This window comes from Mesorhizobium sp. CA6 (assembly GCF_020165035.1).
GTDB lineage: Bacteria > Pseudomonadota > Alphaproteobacteria > Rhizobiales > Rhizobiaceae > Mesorhizobium.
The window spans coordinates 368153-388664 of record NZ_JAIUHI010000003.1; the positions used below are offsets into that span (position 1 = coordinate 368153).

Consider the following 20512-nt stretch of genomic DNA (forward strand, 5'->3'; position numbering starts at 1 on the left):
GAGGCGCTATCCCACCTTCACCAGAACGGCGCTGTCGAACTCAATCACCTTGTCGCCGGTCGAATCGAAGCCTTCCGAACGCAGCGTCAGCAGGTTCCAGCCTGGGCGCCCGGCGAGCGGGCGGTGCGCCTGCGCGGTGCGCGTGAAAGTCACGGTCTCGCCGGCATAGACCGGCTTCAGCCATTTCAAATTGCGGAAGCCGGGCGAGGGGCCGAACTCGGGCTGCGGGCCGGGGCCTGTCCAGCGCACGCCCTCGGTCTCCATGCGCTTTTCGAGGTTGTATTTCATCCAGGTGGCGGCAGTGTGCCAGCCCGAGGCGCAGAGCCCGCCAAGCACGCTCTTCTTCGCCGCCTCTTCATCGACGTGGAAGACCTGCGGATCGTATTTGTTGGCAAACGCCCTGATCTCGTCGGCTTCGAATTTATGCGAGCCGAGCGTGACGGTCTCGCCGATCAGGAAATACTCGTCCAGGGTCATGACGGGTCCCTTGCGGCATCACGCGCGAGGAACATCCCAGTGTTTTCGAGCTCGAAAACGCTTTCGCCGCGCTGGTTGACGAGCTCGCTGCGCATGGTGACCAAGCCGAGCTGCGGCCTCGATTTCGACTGGCGCTTGGAAAGTATGGTGAGCGTGCCGGTAAGCCTGTCGCCGGCCAGCACCGGCTTCTTCCATTTCACATGCTCGATGCCGGGCGAGCCCTGCGAGGTCGAATCGAGCAGGAAGGCATCGCACAGCATGCGCATGAACATCGCACAGGTATGCCAGCCCGAAGCCGAAAGCCCGCCGAGGATGCTTGCCTTGCCGGCTTCCTCGTCGAGATGCATCGGCTGCGGATCGAACTCCGAGGCGAATTCGATGATCTCGGCGGCGCTTACGTCCTTGCTGCCGAGGTCGAGCGAGGCGCCCTCGGCGAAATCCTCATAGGCCCAGGTCTTTCCGGTCATGATCGGCAATCCGGTTGACGAACGCGATCCCCAAGGATCGAAAACCCGGATGCCGGCCCAAGTCGATTTGGTCAAGTGATTTCTGGTAAGCCAGCCGTCGCCGGCCAAGTCCGTCAGAGCCAGCCGCGGCGGCGGAAATACCAGAAGGGCAGGATCGCCGAGACCACCATCAGGGCGATGGCGAAGGGGTAGCCGAACTCCCATTTGAGCTCGGGGATGATGTCGAAGTTCATGCCGTAGATCGAGGCGACCAACGTCGGCGGCAGGAAGATGACGGCGGCGACCGAGAAAATCTTGATGATGGCGTTCTGCTCGATCGAGATCATGCCGAGCGTGGCGTCGAGCAGGAAGGAGATCTTCTGCGACAGGAAGGTGGCATGGTCGGCGAGCGAGAGCACGTCGCGCGACAGCGTCTTGATGCGGGCGCGCACATCCTTGCTCATCTTGGTCTGGTCAGCGACGTGGGCGAGAAAGCCGGCCAGGCGCTGCAACGAGATCAGGCTGTCGCGGACCGAGGAAGCGATGTCCTCCTTGCGGCCGATGCCTTTGAGGAGCTCCTGGAAATCGCGGTTGCGCTTCGAGGCCTTGGTCGAGCGCGCTTCGAAAATGTCGCGCGAGATCGTTTCCACCTCGCGGCCGGCGCGCTCGAGGATGTCGGCCAGGCGATCGACGATCGCCTCGAGGAGGCCGATCAGGATGGTGTCGCCGCTGGTGCAGCCGGTCGCCACCTTTTCGGCGCGCTGCGGGAAAGTCTTAAAGGCCTTGGGCTCATGATAGCGGATGGTGATCAGCCTCTTGCCGGCGAGCGCGAAGGTTACCGGCGACATCAAGGGATCGTCGGCCTCGGTCTGCGCCGGCAGCACGGCGGTCATGAAGTAGCCGCCGTCCTCGATATAGAGCCGGCTCGAAATCTCGATCTCTTCCATCTCCTCGCGGGTCGGGATGGCAATGCCCAGCCAGCTCTCGATGCGCGCCTCTTCCTCCTTGGTCGGATTGAAAAGATCGGCCCAGACGACCCTGTCGCCATCCGCCGCAAGGTCCTCGGTAAGACGCAGGCGATCATTGTCCACGACGAAGGTCTTTATCATCGCCGGGTCTCCCTGGAGATCAGGTGTTGAACTTGAACAGCATGATGTCGCCGTCCTGAACCACGTATTCCTTGCCTTCGTCGCGCGCCTTGCCGGCTTCCTTGGCGGCCGCCTCGCCGCCCAGCGTGACGAAGTCGTTGTAGGCGATCGTCTGGGCGCGGATGAAGCCGCGCTCGAAATCGGTGTGGATGACGCCAGCCGCCTGCGGCGCCTTATCGCCCTTGTGGATCGTCCAGGCGCGCGTCTCCTTCGGCCCGACGGTGAAATAGGTGATCAGATGCAGGAGCTCGTAGCCGGCGCGGATCACTTTGTTGAGGCCCGGCTCATCGAGGCCGATCGAGGCAAGGAATTCCATTTCCTCCTCGTCTGAAAGCTGGGCGACTTCAGCCTCGATCGCCGCCGAGATCACAACCGTGCCGGCGCCCTGCGCGGCCGCCATCTTCTCCACCGCCCTGGTGTGCTCGTTGCCGGTGGCGGCGTCCGCTTCGGCGACGTTGCAGACATAGAGAACGGGATGCGAGGTGAGCAGATTCAGCCCCTGCAGGATGCGCAGGTCCTCCGCCGCGATGCCGTTGAGCAGGAAGCGCGTCGGTTTGCCGGCTTGCAGAAGCTCGAGCGCGGCCTCCATCATGGGCAGGACGGCCATGGCCTCCTTGTCCTTGCCGGCGGCGCGCTTGCGGATCTGGGCGATGCGGCGCTCGAGGCTTTCGAGGTCGGCGAGCATCAGCTCGGTCTCGACCGTCTCGGCGTCGGCGACAGGGTCGATACGGCCTTCGACATGGGTGATGTCGTCATCCTCGAAGCAGCGCAGCACGTGCACGATGGCGTCGACCTCGCGAATGTTGGCTAGGAACTGGTTGCCCAGCCCTTCGCCCTTGGAGGCGCCGCGCACCAGGCCGGCGATATCGACGAAGGAGATGCGGGTCGGGATGATCTCCTTCGACTTGCCGATCGCCGCGATCTTCTGCAGGCGCGGGTCGGGCACCGCCACCTCGCCGGTGTTCGGCTCGATGGTGCAGAAAGGATAGTTGGCGGCCTGCGCGGCGGCCGTCCTGGTCAGCGCGTTGAACAGCGTCGACTTGCCGACGTTGGGCAAGCCAACGATGCCACATTTGAAACCCATGTTCGTCCAATCCTGTCGGAAATTCGATTTTGGTGAGGGCTATGGGCGATAGGGGTGACGAACGTCAAGCCCCATGCCTCTATCGTGACAGGGCCTAAAGCGCGTCGCGATCTTTTAGATTCGCTCCCTGCGCTTTAGGCTTTTGATTTTGCGCATGTCTTTACCCCGAAACCGGTTCCCACTTTCGGGAGACATGCTTTAGTCCTTGCCAAAGAGCTTCTTCAGCATGGCAGCCATCGGGCCGCTTTCTGGGAGCTTTGCCGCTGGCTGCTGCGGGCGCGCCTGGCGGACATGGCTTTGCTGCTTCGGCGCCTTGGGCGGCGGGCGGTCGTCGTCGCCGGTCGGCACAAGCTTGTCGCGCAAGGCAAGCGTGACCCGGTTCATGAACGAGCTGTCGTCGCCCTTGGCGAGCAAGCCGGCAGCGTCGGCGATTGCGTCCAGCAGGACATCGAGCCACTCGCGGTCGGCCTTGGCGAAATCGCCAAGTACATGGCCGTGCACCATCTCCTTGACGCCGGGATGGCCGACGCCGATGCGCACCCGGCGAAAGGCGTTGCCGACATGCTGGTCGAGCGAGCGGATGCCGTTATGGCCGCCGGAGCCGCCGCCCACCTTGACCCGGAGCTTGCCGGCGGCAAGGTCGATCTCGTCGTAGAAGACGGTGAGGGCGGATGGCTCGAGCTTGTAGAAGCGCAGCGCTTCGCCGACCGACTGTCCGGAGAGGTTCATGAAGGTCTGCGGCTTGATCAGCAGGATTTTTTCGCCGCCGAGCGTGCCTTCTGAGACCAGGCCCTGGAATTTTCTCGACCAGGGCGAAAAGGAATGGCGGCGGGTAATCGCGTCCGCCGCCATGAAGCCGACATTGTGCCGGTTGTTTTCGTATTTCGCGCCCGGATTGCCGAGGCCTGCAAAGACAAGCATCGCCGCCTCCAGACTTAGAGCACGATGCCGAAAAGTGGGAAGCGGTTTTCGGAAAACATCATGCTCTATTTCTTTGGTTTAGAGCCGGATGAAATCATCCGGCTCGGAGAATTACTTCTCTTCGGCCTCCGGGGCCGCCGTCTCTTCCACAGCTTCCGTGGTCGCTTCCGTCTCCGGCTTCATCGCCGACGAGCCGGCAACGGTCGCGATGGTGAAATCGCGATCGGAGATGACCGGCTTGACGCCGGCCGGCAGCTTGACCGCCGAGATATGGATCGAATCGCCGATGTCGGTGCCGGTGAGATCGACGGTGATGAACTCCGGGATCGCGTTGGCCGGGCAGTGGAACTCGACTTCGTGACGAACGATGTTGAGCACGCCGCCGCGCTTGATGCCTGGCGACTTGTCTTCATTGATGAAGTGGACAGGCACGTCGACATTGACTTCGGTGTCCTTGCCGATGCGCAGGAAGTCGACATGGACAGGAAAATCCTTGACCGGGTCGAGCTGGAAATCCTTCGGCAGGACCTGGATCTTCTTGCCGTCGACATCGATCGTGGCGATCGTGGTCAGAAACCCGCCGCCATGGATCTTGTAGAAGATGTCCTTGTAGTTGAGCGCAATCGCCAGGGGAGGCTGCTTGTCGCCATAGATAACTGCAGGCACTTTACCGTCGCGACGAACTGCACGGGCGGACCCCTTACCGACCTGTTCGCGCGCTTCGGCTTTCAGCTCATAAGCATCGTGGCTCATGGCATTTCCTTTCGCGTGTTGTGGAGCGTTCGCGGCCGGCAAACCCGTCCGTAAACGTCGAAAGCCGTCGCGGCCTTGCACGATCTGTCGATGCGTTTGGCGATCCAAAAGCGTCTAGGGGATCATGCAGGCCTGGCCGGCCTTCCTCCGCGTTGCCTCCAAGGGTGTCTACGCGGGTGGCGGCTCTATAGCGGAAGGCGGGCAACGGTGCAAGCGGTTGGCCGGGCGGGTTGCGGGCGGTTTCCGGTGCCGAAAGGATAAACCGGAAATCCGATTTGCGGCAAATGTAGGAACGCGCAGTTCTCAGCCGTCCTGCGGGCATGTGGCCAAATCCATGGGGACCAATATGAAGCTTCTGTTCAGCCGCAATCCCAATCCTCGCCTCGCGGTCGCGACGGCGCGCCATCTCAAGGCGGAGATCGCGTTCGAGTTCGCATCGCCCATGGCGCCGGGGCAGGCCGAACGCTATCGCGCGCTCAACCCCAATCTGACCTTGCCGATCCTGGTCGGGCCGGGATGGAGCCTGTGGGAGGCCGACGCCATCGCCTGCCGGCTTTCGCGCGAGACGCATTCGGATTTCTGGCGCGGCGGGCAGGACGAGCCGGACATGATCCGCTGGATCAGCTGGGGCAAGGAACGGTTCGCTTTCGCTTGCGACATGGTGCATTTCGAGCGTGGACCAAGCAGCGCTATGGGCTCGGTCCGATAGATCAAGCGCTGGTCGAGGAGGGATTGAGGCAGTTCCACGCCGCCGCCGCGATCCTTGAGCCAGAGCTTGCCGGACGCGATTGGCTGGTCGGCAATTCCGTCTCCTATGCCGACTTCCGCATGGCGACGTTCCTGCCTTTCAACGATGCCGCCCGATTGCCGCTCGACGACTACCCGTCTATCCGCCGCTGGTATGGCCGGCTCGAGGCGATCGATGCCTGGCGCGACCCGTTCCAGGGTCTTCAGGCGCCTCCACTGGCTCCGGTCAAGGTCGAGGCCTGACCCGCATGGGCTGAACCAATCAACGCTTCTCCCGCGCAAACTCAATCCGTTTGCGCGGCGCGTTTTGAAATCTTCTCGCTCATTTAATTCTACCAAATCTGTAGTCTTAATGAAGAAGCGCCTGCGAGGAGAGCCCGAACATGACAAAGAAGCTGGTGGTTGGATTTTCCGGCAATCTGACCCGTCCGTCAAAGACCAAGGCATTTGTCACGCAGATCGCGGACGAAGCGGCTGGCCGCATTGGGGCGGCCTCGGCGGTCCATGACATTGAAGATCTCGGTCTATCGTTCCCGTCGGCACGGCGCATTTCCGATCTCGATCAAACGGCGCGCAATATCGTCGAGCAGTTGCTCGGCGCCGACGTTCTGGTGGTGGGGTCGCCGACCTTCAAAGGCAGCTATACCGGACTTTTCAAGCACTTGTTCGATCTGCTCGATCCGTCGTCGCTGCGCGGCAAGCCGATCATTCTCGTTGCCACGGGCGGCGGCGAGCGCCATTCGCTGATCGTCGAGCATCAGCTGCGGCCGCTGTTCGGATTCTTCGAAGCGCTCACCATCCCGACCGCGATCTACGCTTCCGATAAGGATTTCACCGACGGCGTGCTGGTGTCGGAAGCCACCCAAGCCCGCGCCCGCCAGGCCGTTGCCGAGGTTTTGCGCATCGTTGGCGAAACTCGCAGCGTCGGCCTCGCCGCCTGAATTCAGGCAGTCGTTTTGGACCCGAAGGATCAGCCCATGACCAGCTCCAGCACATCCAGACAGATCAAGCTCGGCGCCTTTCTGCCCGGCGGCGGCCAGCACGTCGCGGCTTGGCGCCATCCGGACGCGCCGGCCGATGGCGCGACCAATTTCCAGTTCCACAAGCAACTCGCACTGACCGCCGAGCGGGGTCTGTTCGACGCCTATTTCCTGGCTGACAATCTCACCATCGGCCTCGGCGCCCGTGAAGGCGGCAACGCCAAGATCGCCGGTTTCGAGCCGGTGACATTGTTTGCCGCGCTGGCGCCGTTGACCACGCATATCGGCTTCATCGCCACCGCCTCGACCACCTATGAAGAACCCTACACGCTCGCGCGCAAATTCGCCTCGCTCGATCTTTTGTCGAACGGGCGCGCCGGCTGGAACGTGGTGACGTCGGCCGGCGACGACACGGCGCGCAACTTCAATCGTGACGTCCAGCCCAATCATGCCGAGCGCTATGCGCGGGCGCATGAGCATGTCGAAACGGTCAAGGCGCTGTGGGACAGCTGGGAAGACGACGCCTTCATCCGCGACAAGAAGACGGGCCGTTTCTACGACAAGGACAAGCTGCATGACGTGAACCACAAGGGCGCGCATTTCAGCGTCAAGGGGCCGCTCAACGTGCCGCGTCCGGTGCAGGGTCATCCGGTGGTCGTGCAGGCGGGACAGTCGGAGGACGGTCGCGGACTCGCGGCGGCATCGGCCGAGGTGATATTCACCGCGCATCAGAACCTTGCCTCGGCGCAGGAGTTCTATCGCGACATCAAGGCGCGCGTCGCAGAGGCCGGGCGCGATCCGGCGCAGGTGCTTATCATGCCGGGCGTGGCGCCCTTCGTCGGCCGCACCGAGGAAGAGGCCCGTGCCAAATACCAGCAGCTGAACGACCTGATCCTGCCGGAGGACGGCGTGGCGCTGCTCAACGGGCTTGCCGGCCAGACGCTCGACCTCAGGGACTATCCGCTCGACGGCCCGCTGCCGCCGAGCAGGGAGACCGAAGGCATGAAGAGCCGCCAGGCGCTGATCCGCCAGATCGCGGACGAGCATAATTTCACGATCCGCCAGCTCTATCAGTGGGTTGCGACCGCGCGCGGCCATTACACGGTGATCGGCAGTGCCGCCCAGGTCGCCGATCAACTGGAGGAATGGTTCACGAGCGAGGCCGCCGACGGCTTCAACATCCTGCCGCCATGGCTGCCCGGCGCGCTCGACGACTTCGTAGACCTGGTAATCCCGGAGCTGCAGCGTCGCGGCCTGTTCCGCACCGCTTATGAGGGCAGGACGCTGCGCGAAAATCTTGGCCTGAGGCGACCGCAGAATCCGTGGACGGCCGCGCGCTCGACCGTGCTCGCCGCCGAATGATTCCCGACGCGAGAGCAAGACGATGACTTTGCAGCATATCGAAAAGACGGTCGGTATCGGCCGGCATGAGGGTGGCAGCGGCACCGGCATGGAGCCGCTGCGCCTCCTGACGCGGACTTCGGCGCGAATCCTGTCGCGTTATGGCGTGCTGCTCGGCTTCCTGGTGTTCTGGCAGGTGGCGGCGAGCAGCGGCTGGGTCAATTCGGCCGTGCTGCCGCCGGTCGACACGATCGTCGCGGCGCTCTGGAAGGGCCTCATTGGCGGCAGCCTGCTCGGCGACATAGCCATCAGCCTGCAGCGTGCCGGCCTTGCATTCGCGGCGGCCGTCGTCGTCGCCATTCCGCTTGGCCTGGTCATGGGCCAGGCGCGTGCCGTGGAGACCGCGCTCGACCCGATCCTGCAGCTGTTCCGTCAGACCTCGGCGCTGGCGCTCTACCCGGTGTTCATCCTGCTTCTGGGACTGGGTGAAGCTTCGAAAGTGTTCGTCATCTTCTGGGCGACGCTGTTTCCGCTGCTGCTCAACACCATCAGCGGCGTCAAGGAGGTCGACCCGAAGCTGCTCGAAATGGCGCGCGCCTATGGCGCCCGGCGGCTGACGATTTTCCGCCGCGTGGTGCTGCCGGGCGCGGTGCCGTCGATCTTCGTCGGGTTGCGGCTCGGCGCCACGACCGCGCTGCTGCTTTTGATCGCCTCGGAGATGATCGGTGCCAACAAGGGCATCGGCTTCCAGGTGATGAATGCGCAGTACAATTTCCAGATTCCGCTGATGTTCGCGGCGATCGTCATCCTGGCGGCACTCGGCCTGATCGCCAACCAGGTGCTGGTCGTCCTGCAGCGGCGGCTGTGTCGTTGGAATGTTTCAGCCGGCTAAGCAGCCAAACCTTCGAAAGGCTTGATCATGAGCATCACCCGCCGTTCGCTTCTCCTGCGCGCTCCGCTTGCTGCCGGCATTCTCGCCGGCCTGCCGTCGATCGCAATGGCGCAAGCCGCATCCATCAAGATCCGCTATCTCACCAGCCGCGGCAGCATCTCCCCGCATGAGCTGGCCGACGCGCTCGGCTATTTCAAGGGCCTCGGCATCGAGCTCGAAAATGTCGGCTATGCCGCGGGCGGCCCGGAATCGCTGTTCGCGCTCGCGTCCGGCAGCGTCGACCTGGGCTCGGCAGCCACGCCGGCGGTGATCAACTCTATCGCCGGCGGCAACGACTTCGTCGCGGCTTATCCCAGCAACGGCATCAACAAGGACGTGAAGAGTGTCTTCTACGTGCTGGAAGACAGTCCGATCAAATCGATCGCCGACATTGCCGGCAAGACGATCGCGGTCAACACGCTCGGCGCCCATCTCGACTATACGGTGCGCGAGGCGCTGCACAGCGTTGGCCTGCCGCCGGACGCGGCCAAGCTGGTGGTGGTGCCCGGGCCGCAGCTCGAACAGACCTTGCGCTCGCGTCAGGTCGATATTGCCGGGCTGGGTTATTGGCAAGCGACGTTTGCCGGCCAACTGGTCAGCAATGGCGGTGTGCGCGGCGTCTTCAACGATACCGACGTGCTCGGCGAAATCGCCGGTGGCTTCGTCGTGCTGCGTCGTGATTTCATCACGGCGAATCCGGATGCGGCCCGCAACTTCGTCGAACAGTCGGCGCGCGCGTCGGACTGGTCGCGGCAAAATCCGGACGAGACGCGCAAGCTGCTCGCCGACATTCTCAACAGACGTGGCGAGAATGGCGAGCTGGCGCGCTACTGGACCGGCTTCGGCCTGCGCGAAAAGGCGGCGGTGACCGACCGCGACGTCGAGTTCTGGGTGAATATCCTCGAGCGCGACGGCCGGCTGCCGAAAGGCAAGCTCAAGGCTTCCGACATTCTCTACCGTCTCGGCGAAACCAAGACCAATTGAGCACGGAGACGCAAACCATGGCCACGGCACGCGGCGGCGATGTCACGATCCGCGACCTGTCGAAATCCTTCGCACTCGGCGGGCGGCAGCTTGCCGTGCTGCGCTCGCTCAATCTCGATATCCGCTCCGGCGAATGCCTGGTCATTGTCGGGGCAAGCGGTTCCGGCAAGACGACGCTGCTGCGCATCCTTGCCGGGCTGGAGCGGGCCGACGGCGGCGCCGTCGCGATCGACGGCAAGCGGATTGAGGGCGTCGGCGAAGAGCGGGCGGTAATTTTCCAGGAGCCGCGGCTGCTGCCCTGGCTGACGGTGCTCGGCAATGTCGCCTTCGGTCTCGAAGTGCGCGGCATTGCCAAGGCGGAGGCCGAGAAGCGGGCGCGTTTCTATATCGCCCTGGTCGGCCTTGCCGAATTCAGCGATGCATATCCCAGGCAGCTCTCCGGCGGCATGGCGCAGCGCGTCGGCATAGCCAGGGCACTGACGGTGCAGCCAGAAATCCTGCTGCTCGACGAGCCGCTCGGGGCGCTCGACGCCATGACCAAGATCTCCATGCAGGAGGAGCTGGCGCGCATCTGGAGCGAGGAGAATGTCACCATGGTCATGGTGACCCATGACCTTGAAGAGGCGATCTATCTTGCCGACAGGGTGCTGATCCTGCCCAGGGAGAAAGGCGGCGCGGCGCGACTGATCGATGTCAACCTACCGCGGCCGCGCGAGCGCAGCGAAAGCCGCTTCGTGCGCTATCGCGAGGAGTTGTTACGCGAGTTCGGCCTGCACTAGGGTGAGATTTAGGTGATGCCAGCCTGACTTTGAATCTCAATTAGCCTTCGGCGGTGTCCACCATCTGGCCGCCGCTTAAAGCGTTGCGCAAGGCCTGGATTTGCCGGTTCAGAGCATCGAGTTCAGCCAGCTTCATGCCTGAGCGCTTGATCAGGGTCTCATTCAGGCAATTGCACCGGACGAGCAGAGCACGTCCGGCGGCGGTGAGATCGACCTGCACCTTGCGCTCGTCCGTCTGGCTGCGCTGGCGGGTGACAAGGCTTGCCTGTTCCATGCGTTTCACCAGCGGCGTGATGGTGCTCGATTCGAGGGCCAGCCGATGCGCGATGCTGCCCACCGACATGCCGTCCGTCTCTCCCAGCGCATTGAGCACGAGATATTGTGGATAGGTGATCCCCATCTCGTCCAGCATTGGCTTGTAGGTGCGGTTGATCGCCATGCTGGTGGCGTAGAGGGTGAAGCAGAGCTGATTGTCCAACGGGAGAGGCACGGCGCATTCCTTTGCCGACTGAGCATCCTTTATGTACCACGGGAAATGGTATCGCGATACACTTTTTCGTGGACAAGGCTCTCGATCTTCATTACGAGAGATGATTATCGCGATATTGTTTATCGCGCTAATACAAGGAGATTGAGATGACCTCGCAGACCAAGTCGGGTTCGGGCAGCGGCACGATCACCACAAAGGACGGAACGCAGATCTTCTACAAGGACTGGGGGACTGGCCAGCCGGTCGTCTTCCACCATGGCTGGCCGCTGAGCAGCGACGACTGGGACGCCCAGATGCTGTTCTTCCTCGCACAGGGCTACCGCGTCATCGCGCATGACCGGCGCGGCCATGGCAGGTCCAGCCAGACCGATACCGGCAACGAGATGGACACCTATGCCGCGGATGTGGCGGCGCTCGCGGACCATCTCGACCTCAAGGATGCCATCCACGTCGGTCATTCGACAGGCGGCGGCGAGGTCGCGCGCTATGTCGCGCAACATGGCGGCGGAGGCCGCGTCGCCAAGGCCGTGCTGATCGGCGCGGTGCCGCCGATCATGTTGAAGACGCCGGCCAATCCCGGCGGCCTGCCGATCGAGGTGTTCGACGGTTTCCGCGCGGCGCTGGCGGCCAACCGGGCACAGTTCTTCCACGACGTGCCGGCCGGCCCGTTCTACGGCTTCAACCGTCCCGGCGCCCAGGCTTCCGAAGGTGTCATCGACAATTGGTGGCGCCAGGGCATGATGGGCGGCGCCAAGGCGCATTACGACTGCATCAAGGCCTTCTCAGAAACAGACTTCACCGAGGACCTGAAGAAAATCGACGTGCCGGTGCTGGTCATGCATGGCGACGACGACCAGATCGTCCCGATCGCCGACTCCGCGCTCCTCTCGATCAAGCTGCTCAAGAAGGGCGAGCTCAAGGTTTACAAGGGCTTTCCGCACGGCATGGCAACGACCCATGCGGATGTCATCAACGCCGACCTGCTGGCCTTCTTCAAGGCCTGAGGCTGGCCGCCAAAACGCGAAAGCACCCGCCCTCGGGCGGGTGCTGTAAGATGACGGATCATCGTTTCGCGGTTGGGCGGGGACGCTCGATATTGTCCCTATGCCGTCCTTTCGATATCGGCGAGAAGTCAGCGCCCGGCCGCCGATATCATCTCCAGACTCGGCACCGAAAAATGGTACTGTCGCCTCTGAAGAAGGGGGCAAAAAATGAGTGCCGTCGTAGGATCGCTGCTTAATGCCGGCGATTGCAGCATCACGCTGATCCGATGAGATATGTTTCGCTGGGAACGTATCCGATCCGGCAGCCGGTCCAGGGCGGCCAGCTGCGGGCGAACGCCATCCACAGGGTCCTGCGGGATTGTGGATGGGAAACACGCCATGTCCTCGTTACTCCCAACCGCGGCGCCAGGCGGGAAATGGGGGCCGGCGATCTTTTCATCGAGATGCCGCGCCGGTTTCGCAAGCAGATGGCCAGGCGCAAATGGCGTTCCGATGTCGCCACCGCCGAATTCATCGCGCGCAGCAGCTCCCATCGCCTTGAAATCGCAAGATTTCTCGACGACTTCAGGCCGGATGTCATTGCCGTGGAGCAAGGCTGGCTTTGGCCGGCTTTGCGTGAGTATGTTGAAACGTGCTCGCCCGAGGCGAATTTTTCAATCGTCTACAGCTCGCACAATGTCGAACAGCACTTGCTGGCGCAAGAGGCCGCGATTGCCGGCGCGGGAACGGACCTCTGGAGCGCTCGACGTGCGGCGGACATCGAGTCCGATCTTGCCGCAAAGGCGGACCTGGTGGTCGCGGTCAGCGAGCAGGATGCAGCCCATTTTCGCAAGCTCAATCCAAGCGTGGTGGTCGGCGCCAACGGCGTTTGGCCGCGGGAAACGCCCGTCGGCCTCGATCGTTGGGCATCGCGGTTCGCCGGCCTGCGCACGGCGCTGTTCGTCGGGTCGGGCCATCCACCCAACGCCCGCGGTTTTCTCCAGATGACGGATCCGGACCTTGGTTTTCTCTCAGCCTCGGAGCGGATTGTGGTGGTCGGCGGCGTTGCCGACCAGATCCGCAACGATCCCGGATTCCTGCGGCATCGTGGCGCCGACAATGCCCGGATCGAGCTGCTCGGCATGCAGGACGGCGCGACCCTCGGCGCGCTGATCGAGCTTGCCGACGTCGTGATGCTTCCGATCGTCGAGGGCGGCGGCACGAATATCAAGACCGCGGAAGCGCTGTACAACCGCAAGCCGATCGTGGCGACATCTTTCGCGTTGCGCGGCTACGAGCAATTCAAGCATTGGCCGAATGTCCGGCTGGCGGACAGGCCGCAGGACTTCCGGGATGTGCTTGCGCAGGCGCTCAGAAGCGAACCGGAAGCGCTGAATTCGGCGGACATCGCACAGCTCGACACGCTGCTTTGGAGTTCGACGCTCCGAAAGCTTCCCGAGCTGTTCGCAGCGCTGCCGAGGCGGCAACGCCAGCCGGTGGCGAACCCGGCCGATGGCCGGGGCCGCTTTCTTCACGGCCTTTTGCAACGCTTGGGTTTGAGGGGAAGGAGCTGATCTCGTCGCGAGGGCGGCGAGGGAAGAAGCTGCTTGTTGGGTAAAGCAAGCGTCGCGCCATGGGACGCCGCCGCCGGCTCCAGAACGTTCAAGGCTCCGAACCCGGCGGCGATCTTTTGTTGAACGGCAGCTTGGCCGCTGACCCGATCGGCTCAGGCCTTCCGCGCTTCCTTCATGTTGGGCAGGAACACCGTCAGCAGGCCGAGGAAGGGCAGGTACGAGCAGATCTGGTAGACGAAGTCGATGCCCTTCATGTCGGCAACGACGCCGAGCACGGCGGCGGCGATGCCGCCCATGCCGAAGGCGAAGCCGAAGAAGATGCCGGCAATCATGCCGACGCGGCCCGGAACCAGCTCCTGCGCGAAGACGACGATGTTGGAGAAGGCCGACGACAGGATCAGGCCGATCAGCACGGTAAGCACCATCGTCCATTCCAGATTGGCGTAGGGCAGCGCCAGCGTGAAGGGTAGCACACCGACGATCGAGAACCAGATCATCGCCTTCTGGCCGTAGCGGTCGCCGAAGGGGCCGCCGAGCAGGATGCCCAGCGCCGAGGCGCCGAGGAAGAGGAACAGCATCACCTGGCTCATCTGCACCGAAACGCCGAATTTATGCATGGCGTAGAAGGTGTAGTAGCTGGAGAGCGAGGCGATATATGCGTTCTTGGTCAGCACCAGCAGCGTCAGCACGGCCAACGCCCACATGACCTTCTTGCGCGCGAAGGGCGAGACATGGGCAGCCTGCTTACGGGTTGCCAGCGAGGCGCGCAGCCGGCTGTACCAGCCGCCGACCTGCCACAGCACGACGATGCCGATCAGCGAGCCGACGGCGAACCAGGAAATGCTGGTCTGGCCGAACGGCACGACGATGAAGGCGGCGAGCAGCGGGCCCATGGCCTGGCCGAAATTGCCGCCCACCTGGAACAGCGATTGCGCCAGGCCGAAGCGGCCGCCCGAGGCGAAGCGGGCGATACGCGAGGATTCCGGATGGAAGATCGCCGAGCCGATGCCGATCAGCGAGGCGCCGATCAGGAGCAGCCAGTAATGACCGGCATGGGCGAGCACCACCAGGCCGACCAGCGACGAGGCCATGCCCCAAGGCAAGGAGTAGGGCATCGGCTTCTTGTCGGTGATCATGCCGATCACTGGCTGCAGCAGCGAGGCCGTCACCTGGAAGGTGAAGGTCAAAAGGCCGATCTGCCAGAAATCGAGACCGTAATTGTCCTTGAGCAGCGGATAGATCGCCGAAAGCAGCGACTGCATGATGTCGTTGACGCAGTGGCAGAAGCTCACCGCAAGAATGACGGTGAAGGCCGTCGCCTGCGCCGAGATGTTGCTTGCCGGCGCCGGTGCGGCGACGGAGGGGGCGGTCGTATCAGTCAAGGCAATGCTCCGTAGTCTCTTGTTGGAGCATGGTCTTTTCCGAAAACCGGTTCCCACTTTTCGGGATCATGCTCTGGGCGGGCCGAACCGCAGCCGGCCTTATAGGCCCGTTGCCAAGCGACTTCTTTCGTGGTTTGGTCCAATAGTTTCGCAAGTGGGCCACATCGATGCCGCATGGCAAGGAGATATTCAAGGGCGACGCCGCCGAGCTCGGCCGGCTGCATGAAAGCCGCTGGCAATGGCTGGAACAGGCTGTCGGGCCGGCGGTCGCGCTGCCGACCGAATACCCGGACGGCTATCACGTGCCGCAGCACCGCCACAGCCGCAGCCAGCTGCTGCACGCGCTGGTCGGCGTGGTCTTGGTGACGACCAGGCATGGGCGCTGGATGGTTCCGCCCGACCATGCGATGTGGATACCAGCCGGCATCGAGCATTCCGTCGAGATGCTGGGCGACGTCTCGATGCGCTCGGTCTATGTGATGCCGGGCGCCATTGCCGGCCTGCCGGACAGCTTGCGCGTCGTCGGCATTACCGAGCTGATGCACAGCCTGATCGTCGAATCGGAGAAGCTGCCGCAGGGCGGCGAACTCGAAGGGCGGGCGGCGCTCGTCATGGGACTGCTGCTGCACGAGATCCCGAACCTGCCGGAACGGCCGCTCGGCTTGCCTTTCCCGTCCGATCCGAAGCTCGCGGCGCTTTGCCGGCGTTTCGTGGCGGCCCCTTCGCCGCATGCGACGATCGACGAATGGGCGGATGCCGCGGGCATGAGCCGGCGCTCTTTCACCCGCGCCTTCCATCGCCAGACCGGGCTGTCGCTGTCGACCTGGCGCCAGCAGGCCTGCCTTTTCGCGGCGTTGCCAAGGCTCGCCGACGGCGAGCCGATCACCAGGGTGGCGCTCGATCTCGGCTATGACAGCGTGCCGGCCTTCATCACGATGTTCAAGCGCATGCTCGGCACATCGCCGCGCGGCTATATGCGCAGGGCGCGCGATGCCGGTGAGAACCCGCGCCGCACAGGCGGTCCGATCGCCGCGTGAAACAGCGCCCGGCGGCATTGAGCCGGTGTGCCGGTTCTCGGCATAGGCGCCAATTCTGATTGCAATTTGCAATCAGTTATGTTTCTTTTCCGAGAAACGCAAAATCGGAGGCCCCTATGGCAACGCATCGTCTATGCCATGCTGACATCGCTGGACGGCTACATCGCCGGGCCGAGCGGAGACATCGACCTGCCGGTTCCCGAGGAAGAATTGCATCGGTATTTCAACGACGAGATGAGGCGGACGTCGATCGCGCTCTGCGGGCGCCGAATGTATGAAACCATGCGCTTCTGGGACAACCCGGAACGCGATATCGCGGCTGGGGAGGTCGAGCGGGATTTTGCCCGCGCGTGGCGGGAGACGCCGAAGGTCGTGTTTTCGACCACGCTTCAGGAGGTCGGGCCGAATGCCCGGCTGGTGAAGGCTGACGCGGAGGCGGTGGCAAGGACCCTCAAGACGGATACAGATGGCGAGATCACGGTCTCCGGCGCCGACCTTGCCGGGCACCTTGCGCGTGCCGGCCTGATCGACGAATACCGGCTTTACATGCATCCGGTCGTGCTGGGCGGCGGCAAGCCCTATTTCCAGTCCGGCCTGTCGCTGGCGTTGAAGCCGCTCGGCACGGGGCGCCTTGCGCAAGGGGTCACGCTGCTGCGCTATGCGCCCGCAGAAACCAGTTTCTGATCAATCGAACAGGCTCGAAACCGATTCTTCGGTCGCGGTGCGCGAGATCGCTTCGCCCAGCAGGTCGGCGATCGAAATGACACGGATGTTCGGGGCGTCGAGCACGCCCTGCGTCGGCTGAATGGAATCGGTGATCACCAGTTCCTGCAGCTTCGAGCCGGCGATACGGGCAACGGCGCCGCCGGAGAGCACGCCATGGGTGATGTAGGCGGTGACGGAGGTCGCGCCATTGGCCAGCAGCGCGTCGGCTGCGTTGCAAAGCGTGCCGCCGGAATCGACGATGTCGTCGATCAGGAGGCAGTCCTTGCCGGCAACCGCGCCGATGATGTTCATGACTTCCGATTCACCGGGACGCTCGCGGCGCTTGTCGACGATGGCGAGCTGCGCGTCGAAGCGCTTGGCCAGCGCACGCGCCCGCACCACGCCGCCAATGTCGGGCGACACGACGACGACATTGCCGAGCTGCTTGTACTTGGCCTTCACATCGCGGGCCATCACCGGCACCGAGAACAGATTGTCGGTCGGGATGTCGAAGAAACCCTGGATCTGGCCGGCATGGAGATCAAGCGTCAGCACGCGGTCGGCGCCGGCGCGGGTGATCATGTTGGCGACCAGCTTGGCCGAGATCGGCGTGCGGCCCGAGGCGCGGCGGTCCTGCCTTGCATAGCCGAAATAGGGGATGACCGCCGTGATGCGCCGCGCCGAGGAGCGCATGAAGGCGTCCATCATGATGAGCAGTTCCATCAGATGGTCGTTGGTCGGATAAGAGGTCGACTGCAGGATGAAGACATCCTCGCCGCGCACGTTTTCCTGGATCTCGACGAAGATCTCCTGGTCGGCGAAGCGCCTGACGCTGGCCTTGCCGAGCGGGACGTTGAGATAGCGAGCGACCGCCTCGGCCAGCACCCGATTGGAATTGCCCGCGAAAAGCTTCATGCACCGTTCCTGGTGAAGGATGGAGAGGCCGGAGAGACTCTCATGCGCCTTTTAAGCGGGCTTTTAGCGGGCCGGGCCGGTATTGCAAGCCTCGTCGTCCGGAATCCTTCCGGCGGCCGCAACAAACACGGAAAACATCGCAAGCCGGCAACAGTTCGGCCCGCGCTGGCCCCGTCAACCGGCGCCGCCGCTGCCGAGCCAGGCGGCGAACTGGTCGATCGTCTGGTCGGCAATGGCCTGCATGGTCGCGGGCGCCACCGTGGGCCAGCCCTCGCCGCTGCCGGCCGCGGGCGCCTTCTGCTGGCCATTGATGCGGTGCAGGCGATTGCCGGAGGGGTCGTAGATGTCCCAGACATAGATGACGGTCGTGTCCTTGCCCTCGGACATCGTCGAAAAATAGCCTTTCAGCACATGCGTGGCCGTTTGGTCGGTGCTGCCGACAAGCGTCAGGCCGCGTTGCCGCGCACGGGCCTGCAGTTCCGCCGTCAAGGGCGCCGCAGCCTCCACGGACGCGCCGACGATCGGCGCCACCTGAAGCCGCGTCTTGGCGACAGCCGCGGTCTGGGCCGGTGTCCTGGATGTCGCGGGCGACGCTGTGGTGGAAGGCGCGGGCGAAGGGGCGGGCGCGGTCGTGGTCGGGGTTGTGGCCGTCGTCGATGTGCCCTGCGAAGCGGCCGAGGACTGGGCCGAGCCCGCCGGCGGGGTGATCGCCGAAGGTTCGAGCACGTCCTTGGCATTGGTGCAGGCGCCAAGCGCCAGCGCCGCAAGCAATGACACGGTCGTCACCTGCGATCGTCTCATTTGCCTGAAAACTCCCTGCTGGCGAACGCCCCCGCGTGAACGAACGATTATGGATTCACTGCACGATCAAGTCGAGATCATGGCGCGACAGCGGCTTCGGCGCCGATTCCGTGGTGAGGTAGGTGCGGCCAAGCGTCATCGCGGTCTCGGTCTCAGAGTCCATGATGATCATGTGCGCGAACAGCGTCATGTTGGGCGCGATCGGTTCCGTGTTGCCCTGGTAGAACATCGGCATGTCCATCCAGGACGGCGTGAAGCGGGCGCCGACCGAATAGCCGCAGGCGTTCAGCCGGTGCTTGGTCAGATTGTGCGTTTCGAGCGTGCGGGCATGCGCGTCGAAGACATCGCCGAAAGTGTTGCCCGGCGTCATCGCCTTTTCGACCGCGAGCAGGGCGGCGCGGGAAGCGTCGAACAATTCCTGATGACGTTTCGACACCTTGCCGGTCAAAACGGTACGCATCATGGGGGCATGGTAGTGGTGGAAGACGCCGGCCCATTCGAGCGTCAGCTGGTCGTTCTTGGTGAGCTTGCGGCGGCCGGCCTTGTAGCGGCAGAGCAAGGCATCGGCGCCGGAGCCGATGATATACTCATTGGCGGGATAGTCGCCGCCGCCGGCAAAGACCGCGCCCTGCATGGCGGCAAGGATCAGCCCTTCGTCGCCGCCTTGCTTGATCAGGGGCAGGGCGGCATCCAGCGCGTCGTCGGAAAGATTGGCGGCCTTTTCCGCCTTGGCGATCTCGGCCGGGCTCTTGAACAGGCGCAGCCGGCCGACGATGCCGGAAGCATCGGCGATCTGGCCGAAGGTCTGCAACTGCTCGTCCAGGCGGCGGCCATTGTAGGCGGTCAAGCCATGGGTGTCGTATTCGACGCCGATGCGGGCGCCGAGCAGATCGAGGTCGTTGAGCAGGTTGCGCAGGTCGATCGCCGGATTGGCGCCCTGACGATCGGTCCACAGCACGATGTTCTCGATGGTCGAGGTATGGCGCGCCTGTCTCAGATCGGCCGAACGGGTGAGCAGCACCATCGAGCCGTCGGCCTTCACCACCAGGCACTGGAAGAAGCAGAAGCCGAACGTGTCGTAGCCGGTCAGCCAATACATGCTCTCCTGCGCGAACAGGAGCACGGCGTCGAGCTTCTTCTCAGCCATCTCGATCAGCAGCCGGTCGCGCCGCGCGTCGAATTCCGAACGTTCGAAATGCAGCGCCATTATTCTTTCTCCAGAACGATTGCCGAAACCTGGCGCCCGTAATCCGCTTCCTTGCGGTGTGTGGTGCGCCGGTAGGAATAGAACAGGTCTTCTTCCGCATAGGTGCAGCGGCCAAGCCCCTCGGCGGTCACGCCGGCCTTGCGCAGCCGGTCGACCGTATATCGGTTGAGATCGAACATCGAGTGGCCGGCGGTCCTCGATGGCCTGAAATAGCGATGATTGCCGGCGTCGGCCTCGACGAAGCGGGCGACGAATTCCGGCCCGACCTCGTAATTGTCGGGGCCGATGGAAGGACCGAGCACGGCGACGATGCGCTTGCGGCTGGCGCCGAGGCTCTCCATCGCGGCGACGGTATTCTCGAGCACGCCGGTGAAGGCACCCTTCCAGCCCGCATGGGCGGCACCGATGACGCGCGCCTCGGCATCGGCGAAGAGAACCGGCCCGCAATCGGCGGTCGAGGCGCCGATAGCGATGCCCGGACGGTCGGTGACGATGGCGTCGGCCTTTGGGCGAGGACCAGCGAAGGGCTCCCTGGCGACGACGACATCCGGCGAATGGACCTGGTGCGCGGTCAACAGATGATCCGCCGGCACGCCCATCCAGGCGGCAACGCGCCGCCGGTTCTCGGCGACCAGTGTCTGATCGTCGCTGGAGCCCGTGCCGATGTTGAGCCCCCGATAGATGCCGTCGGAGACGCCGCCGATGCGCGTGAAATAGCCGTGGCGCATGCCTTGCGCCTTTTCAAGGAGCGGCGAGCGCACTGGATCGGGTCTGGTCTGATTCAGCATGGTTGGGTTTGTCGTCCGTGCGGGGCGGTCTCGTCAAGG

The 20512-nt window shown here is 63.7% G+C and carries 21 protein-coding genes and 1 pseudogene; 10 read left to right on the forward strand and 12 right to left on the reverse strand.

Annotated elements, in window-relative coordinates; all coding sequences use genetic code 11:
- Nucleotides 1-6 precede the first annotated feature (6 nt).
- The 6 genes from LB526_RS06190 to LB526_RS06215 form a co-directional block, all read right to left on the reverse strand.
- Nucleotides 7-477 carry a MaoC family dehydratase gene (locus tag LB526_RS06190; RefSeq protein WP_224531108.1) on the reverse strand — a complete coding sequence of 157 codons (471 nt, stop codon included), beginning with the start codon at nt 475-477 and terminating at the stop codon, nt 7-9.
- Complete coding sequence (locus LB526_RS06195; RefSeq protein ID WP_224531110.1) at nt 474-944, reverse strand: MaoC family dehydratase; 471 nt, start codon at nt 942-944, stop codon at nt 474-476. Before LB526_RS06195 ends, LB526_RS06190 begins: the two co-directional genes overlap by 4 nt.
- Nucleotides 945-1057: 113 nt before the next feature.
- Nucleotides 1058-2032: a magnesium/cobalt transporter CorA gene (gene corA / locus LB526_RS06200; RefSeq protein WP_140543249.1), complete on the reverse strand. Its 975-nt coding sequence runs from the start codon at nt 2030-2032 to the stop codon at nt 1058-1060.
- A gap of 19 nt (nt 2033-2051) precedes the next feature.
- On the reverse strand, nt 2052-3155 hold the full coding sequence (ychF, locus tag LB526_RS06205; protein ID WP_224626820.1) for a redox-regulated ATPase YchF: 1104 nt from the start codon (nt 3153-3155) through the stop codon (nt 2052-2054).
- 198 nt (nt 3156-3353) lie between these two features.
- On the reverse strand, nt 3354-4076 hold the full coding sequence (gene pth, locus LB526_RS06210; protein ID WP_224626822.1) for an aminoacyl-tRNA hydrolase: 723 nt from the start codon (nt 4074-4076) through the stop codon (nt 3354-3356).
- A 111-nt stretch (nt 4077-4187) separates the two neighbouring features.
- On the reverse strand, nt 4188-4829 hold the full coding sequence (locus LB526_RS06215) for a 50S ribosomal protein L25/general stress protein Ctc (protein WP_095766518.1): 642 nt from the start codon (nt 4827-4829) through the stop codon (nt 4188-4190).
- A gap of 346 nt (nt 4830-5175) precedes the next feature.
- Here LB526_RS06215 and LB526_RS06220 point away from each other — a divergent pair.
- From LB526_RS06220 to LB526_RS06245, 6 genes and pseudogenes are all read left to right on the forward strand, one after another.
- Nucleotides 5176-5819 (forward strand): annotated as a pseudogene (locus tag LB526_RS06220) (glutathione S-transferase family protein).
- Between the two features lie 140 nt (nt 5820-5959).
- Entirely contained in the window at nt 5960-6517 is a 558-nt protein-coding gene (msuE, locus tag LB526_RS06225) for an FMN reductase (protein ID WP_224531135.1), read from the forward strand.
- A gap of 36 nt (nt 6518-6553) precedes the next feature.
- Nucleotides 6554-7918: an LLM class flavin-dependent oxidoreductase gene (locus LB526_RS06230; protein ID WP_224531138.1), complete on the forward strand. Its 1365-nt coding sequence runs from the start codon at nt 6554-6556 to the stop codon at nt 7916-7918.
- Between the two features lie 22 nt (nt 7919-7940).
- The gene (locus LB526_RS06235) at nt 7941-8789 is read left to right on the forward strand and encodes an ABC transporter permease (protein ID WP_224531141.1); all 849 of its coding nucleotides are present in this window, start codon (nt 7941-7943) and stop codon (nt 8787-8789) included.
- Between the two features lie 27 nt (nt 8790-8816).
- A complete protein-coding gene (locus tag LB526_RS06240) occupies nt 8817-9812 on the forward strand; it encodes an ABC transporter substrate-binding protein (protein ID WP_224531144.1) in 996 nt (331 codons plus the stop codon).
- 17 nt (nt 9813-9829) lie between these two features.
- Entirely contained in the window at nt 9830-10591 is a 762-nt protein-coding gene (locus LB526_RS06245; RefSeq protein WP_224626824.1) for an ABC transporter ATP-binding protein, read from the forward strand.
- A gap of 40 nt (nt 10592-10631) precedes the next feature.
- Here the strand turns inward: LB526_RS06245 and LB526_RS06250 are convergent, their stop codons facing one another.
- Complete coding sequence (locus LB526_RS06250; RefSeq protein WP_224626827.1) at nt 10632-11081, reverse strand: MarR family winged helix-turn-helix transcriptional regulator; 450 nt, start codon at nt 11079-11081, stop codon at nt 10632-10634.
- A gap of 146 nt (nt 11082-11227) precedes the next feature.
- Between LB526_RS06250 and LB526_RS06255 the strand changes: the two genes are divergently transcribed.
- Complete coding sequence (locus LB526_RS06255; RefSeq protein WP_224626829.1) at nt 11228-12085, forward strand: alpha/beta fold hydrolase; 858 nt, start codon at nt 11228-11230, stop codon at nt 12083-12085.
- Nucleotides 12086-12351: 266 nt separating this feature from the next.
- Complete coding sequence (locus LB526_RS06260; protein WP_224543172.1) at nt 12352-13638, forward strand: glycosyltransferase; 1287 nt, start codon at nt 12352-12354, stop codon at nt 13636-13638.
- 152 nt (nt 13639-13790) lie between these two features.
- On the opposite strand, the gene LB526_RS06265 is transcribed toward LB526_RS06260, so the two are convergent.
- Nucleotides 13791-15020 (reverse strand): MFS transporter, encoded by a 1230-nt coding sequence (locus LB526_RS06265; RefSeq protein ID WP_224543170.1) that lies wholly within the window; start codon nt 15018-15020, stop codon nt 13791-13793.
- 167 nt (nt 15021-15187) lie between these two features.
- Here LB526_RS06265 and LB526_RS06270 point away from each other — a divergent pair, with 167 nt between their 5' ends.
- Nucleotides 15188-16057 carry an AraC family transcriptional regulator gene (locus tag LB526_RS06270; protein WP_140838663.1) on the forward strand — a complete coding sequence of 290 codons (870 nt, stop codon included), beginning with the start codon at nt 15188-15190 and terminating at the stop codon, nt 16055-16057.
- Between the two features lie 138 nt (nt 16058-16195).
- Nucleotides 16196-16741: a dihydrofolate reductase family protein gene (locus LB526_RS06275; RefSeq protein WP_263483115.1), complete on the forward strand. Its 546-nt coding sequence runs from the start codon at nt 16196-16198 to the stop codon at nt 16739-16741.
- Here LB526_RS06275 and LB526_RS06280 read toward each other — a convergent pair whose 3' ends face one another.
- The 4 genes from LB526_RS06280 to pgeF all read right to left on the reverse strand — a co-directional run bounded on the left by LB526_RS06280 (nt 16742) and on the right by pgeF (nt 20473).
- A complete protein-coding gene (locus LB526_RS06280; protein ID WP_095766529.1) occupies nt 16742-17677 on the reverse strand; it encodes a ribose-phosphate pyrophosphokinase in 936 nt (311 codons plus the stop codon).
- Nucleotides 17678-17851: 174 nt separating this feature from the next.
- Nucleotides 17852-18478 carry a hypothetical protein gene (locus LB526_RS06285; RefSeq protein ID WP_095766530.1) on the reverse strand — a complete coding sequence of 209 codons (627 nt, stop codon included), beginning with the start codon at nt 18476-18478 and terminating at the stop codon, nt 17852-17854.
- A gap of 55 nt (nt 18479-18533) precedes the next feature.
- Nucleotides 18534-19685 (reverse strand): M24 family metallopeptidase, encoded by a 1152-nt coding sequence (locus tag LB526_RS06290; protein WP_095766531.1) that lies wholly within the window; start codon nt 19683-19685, stop codon nt 18534-18536.
- Entirely contained in the window at nt 19685-20473 is a 789-nt protein-coding gene (pgeF, locus tag LB526_RS06295) for a peptidoglycan editing factor PgeF (RefSeq protein WP_224543167.1), read from the reverse strand. The genes LB526_RS06290 and pgeF overlap by 1 nt, the downstream gene beginning before the upstream one ends.
- Nucleotides 20474-20512 lie beyond the last annotated feature (39 nt).

Bases quoted from the DNA above. Each gene is read 5' to 3' on its own strand.
- ychF (WP_224626820.1), bottom strand. From the start codon at position 3,155: ATGGGTTTCAAATGTGGCATCGTTGGCTTGCCCAACGTCGGCAAGTCG.
- LB526_RS06260 (WP_224543172.1), top strand. From the start codon at position 12,352: ATGAGATATGTTTCGCTGGGAACGTATCCGATCCGGCAGCCGGTCCAG.
- LB526_RS06240 (WP_224531144.1), top strand. From the start codon at position 8,817: ATGAGCATCACCCGCCGTTCGCTTCTCCTGCGCGCTCCGCTTGCTGCC.
- LB526_RS06275 (WP_263483115.1), top strand. From the start codon at position 16,196: ATGCTGACATCGCTGGACGGCTACATCGCCGGGCCGAGCGGAGACATC.
- pgeF (WP_224543167.1), bottom strand. From the start codon at position 20,473: ATGCTGAATCAGACCAGACCCGATCCAGTGCGCTCGCCGCTCCTTGAA.
- LB526_RS06255 (WP_224626829.1), top strand. From the start codon at position 11,228: ATGACCTCGCAGACCAAGTCGGGTTCGGGCAGCGGCACGATCACCACA.
- LB526_RS06280 (WP_095766529.1), bottom strand. From the start codon at position 17,677: ATGAAGCTTTTCGCGGGCAATTCCAATCGGGTGCTGGCCGAGGCGGTC.
- corA (WP_140543249.1), bottom strand. From the start codon at position 2,032: ATGATAAAGACCTTCGTCGTGGACAATGATCGCCTGCGTCTTACCGAG.
- LB526_RS06195 (WP_224531110.1), bottom strand. From the start codon at position 944: ATGACCGGAAAGACCTGGGCCTATGAGGATTTCGCCGAGGGCGCCTCG.
- LB526_RS06215 (WP_095766518.1), bottom strand. From the start codon at position 4,829: ATGAGCCACGATGCTTATGAGCTGAAAGCCGAAGCGCGCGAACAGGTC.
- LB526_RS06270 (WP_140838663.1), top strand. From the start codon at position 15,188: ATGCCGCATGGCAAGGAGATATTCAAGGGCGACGCCGCCGAGCTCGGC.
- LB526_RS06285 (WP_095766530.1), bottom strand. From the start codon at position 18,478: ATGAGACGATCGCAGGTGACGACCGTGTCATTGCTTGCGGCGCTGGCG.
- msuE (WP_224531135.1), top strand. From the start codon at position 5,960: ATGACAAAGAAGCTGGTGGTTGGATTTTCCGGCAATCTGACCCGTCCG.
- LB526_RS06290 (WP_095766531.1), bottom strand. From the start codon at position 19,685: ATGGCGCTGCATTTCGAACGTTCGGAATTCGACGCGCGGCGCGACCGG.
- pth (WP_224626822.1), bottom strand. From the start codon at position 4,076: ATGCTTGTCTTTGCAGGCCTCGGCAATCCGGGCGCGAAATACGAAAAC.
- LB526_RS06190 (WP_224531108.1), bottom strand. From the start codon at position 477: ATGACCCTGGACGAGTATTTCCTGATCGGCGAGACCGTCACGCTCGGC.
- LB526_RS06235 (WP_224531141.1), top strand. From the start codon at position 7,941: ATGACTTTGCAGCATATCGAAAAGACGGTCGGTATCGGCCGGCATGAG.
- LB526_RS06230 (WP_224531138.1), top strand. From the start codon at position 6,554: ATGACCAGCTCCAGCACATCCAGACAGATCAAGCTCGGCGCCTTTCTG.
- LB526_RS06245 (WP_224626824.1), top strand. From the start codon at position 9,830: ATGGCCACGGCACGCGGCGGCGATGTCACGATCCGCGACCTGTCGAAA.